The organism is Actinomadura sp. BRA 177, assembly GCF_013372625.1.
GTDB lineage: Bacteria > Actinomycetota > Actinomycetes > Streptosporangiales > Streptosporangiaceae > Spirillospora.
Map to the genome: position 1 here is coordinate 1 of NZ_JABXFD010000678.1, position 832 is coordinate 832.

Consider the following 832-nt stretch of genomic DNA (forward strand, 5'->3'; position numbering starts at 1 on the left):
TTTGCTCTCTTCGTGGTCCTGGTGTTGTGTACACGAGCCCGGCTCCCCCCGGCCCCCCCCCGATATGTCCGGGCCGGTGAGGACCACCTGCCCCGGGACCCCGCCCGTCCCGCCGCAGCTGTTCCCCACCGGCCCCGACCTTTCGGCGGGGCGGGTCGCGCCGCTGGGGTTCCTCGGGTCCGTCCCCGACACCGCCGTCGTGGCGCGCATCTCCCAGGCCCTCACCACCGCGCTGGCCGTCGACCCGCAGCAGTTCGCCCAGCGCGACCCCATGTTCCAGCCGGGCACGCCCAGCACCGTCGCCGCCGCGTGGGGCGCGCTGCTGTGGTGCGCCGGGTCCCCGGTGGCGCTGACCGAGCACCCGCTGATCGAGTCGTTCATCCCGTTCCTGACGACCCCGGCGGACCGGCTGCACTGGATGATGCCGCCCGACTTCGCCACCCTCGCCGGCTACTACATCCACCGGCTCGGCGCCGGCGACGGCGGCGGCGCCGCCCACATCGCCCGCGTCATGTACGAGGTCGCCGCCGGGCTGCAGGCCGACCCCCGGTTCCGGCCCGGCGCCGACGCGCTCGCCGCGATCACCGCCGCGTCGCTGCGCACGGTCAACCAGGACCTGGCCACCGTCCGGTACGGGCCGAACGCCGTCCTGCAGGAGTGGCGGCGCCGCTGCCCCGCCGAATACGCCACCCCGATGGTCCGCGACACCGCGCCCGGCGAGTACCTGCGCCTCGCGCTGTACGACCTGCAGGAGATCGTCGCCGGGCTGACCGGCCCCCGCCCGGCCGCGCCGGGCGGCCGGCCCTTCTACACCACTCCCAGCCCACGAGAA

At 75.6% G+C, this 832-nt stretch carries 1 protein-coding gene; it reads left to right on the plus strand.

Annotation, left to right across the window (positions count from 1 at the left end):
• Window positions 1–76: 76 nt before the first annotated feature.
• The coding region (locus HUX53_RS37720) for a hypothetical protein (protein WP_176408063.1) at window positions 77–832 on the plus strand (756 nt) is incomplete at its 3' end.